This is a genomic window from Acidocella sp., from assembly GCF_052326845.1.
Classification (GTDB): domain Bacteria; phylum Pseudomonadota; class Alphaproteobacteria; order Acetobacterales; family Acetobacteraceae; genus Acidocella.
Genome location: NZ_JBKQJR010000090.1, coordinates 1 through 4,598, shown reverse-complemented (window position 1 = coordinate 4,598; position 4,598 = coordinate 1). Strand labels below are relative to the sequence as shown.

Sequence of the window (4,598 nt, the reverse complement as noted above, 5' to 3'; positions counted from 1 at the left end):
GTAGAGGTAGATCTTCAACAGCGTCGAGGGATGATAGGCGGGCCGACCCGTCGCCGCCGGTTGCATGCCATCGAAGCCGAGCGTGCCCAAATCCAGCTCGTCGATGAAGACTTCGACCACGCGAACTGGGTTGTCCTCGGTCACGTAATCGTCCAGAGAGTCCGGCAACAATAACGATTGCCGTCGATCTTCACCCTCAACGAAACGCCCCATGACCGGCCCTCCGATAACGAGCCGATTCTAGCAGAAGTCGGCGTTTTTACACAGGCTGGACCTATTGCAGACATTTTTTTCGTCAATTCCCTATCAACGCTTACCCTCCTGCTCAGCCAACGCTTGCCCTCGTGCTCAGAATAATATCTGCTGTATGATATCTATGGAACCGTCCTTAATGATGGGCTCATAGCAGGTCGCTAGTACCCAGAATCTCTGAAGCGCGACACACGAGTTACGACGCCCGTCGGACTAATTCGTCTCGTTTTAGCTCGGTTGGCCGTGACTCGCGGTACAATGATAGTGGATACTAGACCCGGTGGGCTTTTGGATAATCAGGAGGCTAAGACTTGTCGCAGTCCGTTCGGTACCAAGTTTTTATTAGTTCAACTTTTACCGATCTCAAAGAAGAGCGTGCGGAAGTTATCCAAGCGATTTGGGAACTCGATTGCATCCCCACGGGTATGGAGGCGTTTGTCGCAACAAATGAAACTCAATGGGAAGTTATTAAAAAAGTAATCGACGAATGTGACTACTACGTCTTGATAATCGGTGGGCGATACGGAACAGTTACTGCAGAAGGCATGAGTTACACCGAGAAAGAATATAATTATGCCAAATCTTTAAGCCTACCTGTATTGGGCTTCGTACATGGCGAGCCAGAGAACATTCCAGCAGCCAAAACTGAACGAGATGAAAGCGGCCGCACTCGTTTAGAAGCTTTTCGTAAACGTGTGATGGAAGAACATCCAATACGGAAATGGACCACTCCTGAGGAACTGGGTGGCATTGTGTCGCGCAGCATTACACGGCAACTGAGGACCAATCCCAGACCAGGCTGGATTCGAAACGTTGGTCAATCTAATTTAGAGTTGCTTGAACAGATCAATGCCCTCACACAAGAAAATATGAAGCTAAAGAATAAAATGAGGGCTGAGACCGGCTTCGCGGTGAATGTCGACGACCTAGAAAGTGGATCAGACGAAATTGTGTTGGAAGGGTTTGCAGCCATTCATGAGAAGAGCAAAGGTCGGACGTATTCAAAGGAAGTGGCATGGAGTGCTCCGGCGTCTTGGGATGATATCTTTCGTGATGTTGGCCCTATATTAATGAGGGAAGCAACTGAGGTTGCAATTCAGGGCAAGCTTGCTCGCTTTATTGCTTGGTCGGAAGATATTGACGAAGAAAACTATGTCATCACACAACGTTCAATAGCGCCGGAGTCATTTGACCAAGTTATCGTTCAACTTCGAGCATTAGGCTTGGTCGACAAAGGTACGCGTAAACGGGCAGTTAGCGACCGCGGAAGCTATTGGGCGTTAACCGACAAGGGTGAGCACTACCTCGTTGGCTTGCTAGCCCGAAGAAAGGGAAGTGCACCGAAAAGCCTGCCGGACGATGAACCTCTGGCCGTCGAGAGCGGCGCATAGCGGTGTAGCCAAATCAACAACAAGGTCGGCCGCTAGAGCCAATTAACGGTCCGTCCGCTATCCCCCCTTGCAGAAATTCAAACTGAGACACTACCCACAAGCGGGCTCTCTTTCCCGTTGCGGATCATCGAGGTCCTGGCACTCGGGGGGACAGCGTCCCCCCGGTTCTGGCCAACGAATTCAGCTGACCAGGGCCAGCGTGTGCCGGGCGATCATCAGTTCCTCGTTGGTGGGGATGACATGAACTTCCACAGCGGAGTCGGGAGTGCTGATGGAAACTTCGTTGGCGGCGTTGGCTTGCGCGTTGAGTTCGAGCCCGGTCCAGGCCAGGCGTTCGCACACGGCGGCGCGTACGGGTGCGGCGTGCTCACCGATGCCCGCGGTGAAGACGATGGCATCCAGCCCGCCAAGCACGCTGATCATCGCCCCGGCATGCCGGGCGATGCTGTAGGTGAACATCTCCAACGCTTCCGCCGCTTCTGGCGCGGGGCTTGCCAGCAGGGTGCGCACGTCCGGCGAGATGCCGGACACGCCGAGCAGCCCGGACTTCTTGTACAGAAGGTCGGTAATCGCGTTGGCGTCCATGTTATGCTCCTGGCCCAGGTAGAGCAGCACGCCAGGGTCGATGCTGCCGCAGCGCGTGCCCATGATCAGCCCTTCCAGGGCGGTGAAGCCCATGGTGGATTCGATGGAGACGCCATTTTTCAGCGCGCAGAGCGAGGCGCCGTTGCCCAGATGCGCGATGATGACCCTCCCCTTGGCCAGATGCGGCGCCACAATGTGCAATTCTTCCGCGATATATTCATAGGAGAGGCCATGGAAGCCGTAGCGGCGCACGCCTTCGGCCCAGAAGGCGCGCGGTATGGCCACACGGGTCGCGACTTCGGGCATGGTGTGATGGAAGGCGGTATCGAAGCAGGCTACCTGCGGGAGTTCCGGCCGCAACTTGAACACGGCGCGGATGGCTGCGAGGTTATGCGGCTCGTGCAGCGGCGCCAGCGGATCCAGTTTGGTGAGGTCGTCAAACACGGCTTTGTCCAGCTTTGTCGGCGCGGTGTAACGGTCGCCGCCATGCACGATGCGATGCCCGGCGCCGATAAGCTCGTCGTCGCCCAGGTGGCTTTCCACCCAGTCCAGCACCTCGCCCATCAACTCCTCATGGGTCTCGGGCGCGTGTTCCGGCCAGCGTTTTTCCAGCGCCACCTGGCCGCCGGCCTTGATGAGCAGATGCGGCGTGGCTCCGATGCCCTCGGCCAGCCCCTCGGCGATGCGGGTCAGCCCGTTCCCCAATTCAAACAATGCGAATTTGATGCTGGACGACCCGGCGTTGATGGTGAGAACGGCATTAGCCATGATGCTGCCCTCCGGCCATGATCACCGCGATGGCGCAGGAGGCGAGGCGGGCGCGGTCGTCATCGGCGCGGCTGGTGAGGATGATGGGCACCGAGGCGCCGAGCACGATGCCGGCGGCATCGGCGTTGGCCAGGAAGGTGAGCTGCTTGGCCAGGATGTTGCCGGCCTCGATATTCGGCACGAGCAGGATATCCGCCTGGCCCGCGACTGTGGATTTAATGCCCTTCTGTGCGGCGGCGGCGGCGGAGACGGCGTTGTCGAAGGCCAGCGGGCCGTCGAGGATGGCGCCGGTGATCTGTCCGCGATCAGCCATCTTGCACAGGGCGGCGGCGTCCACGGTCGCCTGCATCGCCGGGTTCACGGTCTCCACGGCCGCCAGAATGGCAACGTGCGGCGTCTCGATGCCCAGCACATGCGCCAGCTCGATGGCGTTCTGCACGATGCAGCATTTCTCCTCCAGCGTGGGGGCGATGTTGATCGCCGCGTCCGTCACCAGCAGCGGGCGGGGATAGGTGGGCACGTCCATCACGAAGACATGGCTGAGCCGCTTGCCGGCGCGCAGCCCGGTGCCGGGCTGCATCACTTCGTGCAGCAATATGTCCGTATGCAGCGCGCCCTTCATCAGCAGCTTGGCCGTGCCCTCGCGCACCAGGGCGACGGCCTTGGCGGCGGATTCATGGATATTCGCGGTGTTGACGATCTGGAAGCCGGAGATATCGAGCTTGTGCGCGGCGGCGGTATCGCGGATTTTCTGCTCCGGCCCGACCAGGATGGGGGTGATCAGCCCGCGTTCGGTGGCCTCCACTGCGGCAAGAAGCGAGACATCGTCGCACGGATGCGCGATGGCGGTGGGCATCGGCGACCCGGCTGTCGCGCGGGCGAGCAGGGAGCGTAAACGCTCATGCCGCAGTAGCCGCACCTCCGGCAGGGTAATGGCCGGGCGGCTCACCTTTTCCACCGGGGCGAGCACGACGGCGGTGCCGCGCAGCACCTCCTGTCCGTTCTGGTTCACGCAATGGCAGTCCAGGACCACCAAGTGCTTCTCCAGGATCTTCTCGGTCACGGTGCAGGTGGCGGTGATGGTATCGCCCGGCGAGACCGGGGCAAGGAATTTCAGATCCTGGCTCGCATAAATGGTGCCAGGGCCGGGCAGCTTGGTGCCGAGCACGCCGGAGATCAATCCGGCGGTAAGCACGCCCTGTGCGACGATATGGTGGAACAGGCTGGTCGCGGCATATTCGGCATCCAGGTGCGCGGGGTTGATATCCCCGGAGATGACCGCGAACAGGGCGATGTCGTCCTGTGTGATCTCCTTGGTGATGCTGGCGGAATCGCCGATCGCGATATCGTCGAAAACCCGGTTTTCGAGCAGTTCGGTCTTCATATCCATGGGTTTCGGCCTTTCAGCGTTGGAGGATGTATTGGCCCGGGGCGGTATCCAGCACCGGGTAGCCGGCCAGCGGGGCGCCCATCTGCGGCGGGTTCACGGGCGGGCTGGATTTGGCGGTGAGCCATTCCGCCCAGGCGGGCCACCAGGAGCCCTCGATGCAGGTGGCTTGGCTCTGCCATTCATCCGGCGGCACGTAGAGGTCACCCCGCTGG

At 59.5% G+C, this 4,598-nt stretch carries 3 protein-coding genes and 2 pseudogenes; 1 reads left to right on the top strand and 4 read right to left on the bottom strand.

The features are described from left to right. Positions 1–213 (bottom strand): annotated as a pseudogene (locus ACLPJJ_RS06035) (IS5/IS1182 family transposase); the annotation flags it as partial. Positions 214–563: 350 nt separating this feature from the next. Between ACLPJJ_RS06035 and ACLPJJ_RS06030 the strand changes: the two are divergent. Then, on the top strand, positions 564–1,643 hold the full coding sequence (locus ACLPJJ_RS06030; RefSeq protein ID WP_443590046.1) for a DUF4062 domain-containing protein: 1,080 nt from the start codon (positions 564–566) through the stop codon (positions 1,641–1,643). Between the two features lie 180 nt (positions 1,644–1,823). Here ACLPJJ_RS06030 and ACLPJJ_RS06025 read toward each other — a convergent pair whose 3' ends face one another. The 3 genes and pseudogenes from ACLPJJ_RS06025 to ACLPJJ_RS06015 all read right to left on the bottom strand — a co-directional run. Next, positions 1,824–2,996 (bottom strand): acetate/propionate family kinase, encoded by a 1,173-nt coding sequence (locus tag ACLPJJ_RS06025; RefSeq protein WP_443590045.1) that lies wholly within the window; start codon positions 2,994–2,996, stop codon positions 1,824–1,826. Beyond that, entirely contained in the window at positions 2,989–4,386 is a 1,398-nt protein-coding gene (locus ACLPJJ_RS06020) for a bifunctional enoyl-CoA hydratase/phosphate acetyltransferase (RefSeq protein ID WP_443590044.1), read from the bottom strand. The genes ACLPJJ_RS06025 and ACLPJJ_RS06020 overlap by 8 nt, the downstream gene beginning before the upstream one ends. Before the next feature lie 13 nt (positions 4,387–4,399). Continuing rightward, positions 4,400–4,598: pseudogene (locus tag ACLPJJ_RS06015) on the bottom strand (poly-beta-hydroxybutyrate polymerase); the annotation flags it as partial.

Bases quoted from the DNA above. Each gene is read 5' to 3' on its own strand.
- ACLPJJ_RS06025 (WP_443590045.1), bottom strand. From the start codon at position 2,996: ATGGCTAATGCCGTTCTCACCATCAACGCCGGGTCGTCCAGCATCAAA.
- ACLPJJ_RS06020 (WP_443590044.1), bottom strand. From the start codon at position 4,386: ATGGATATGAAGACCGAACTGCTCGAAAACCGGGTTTTCGACGATATC.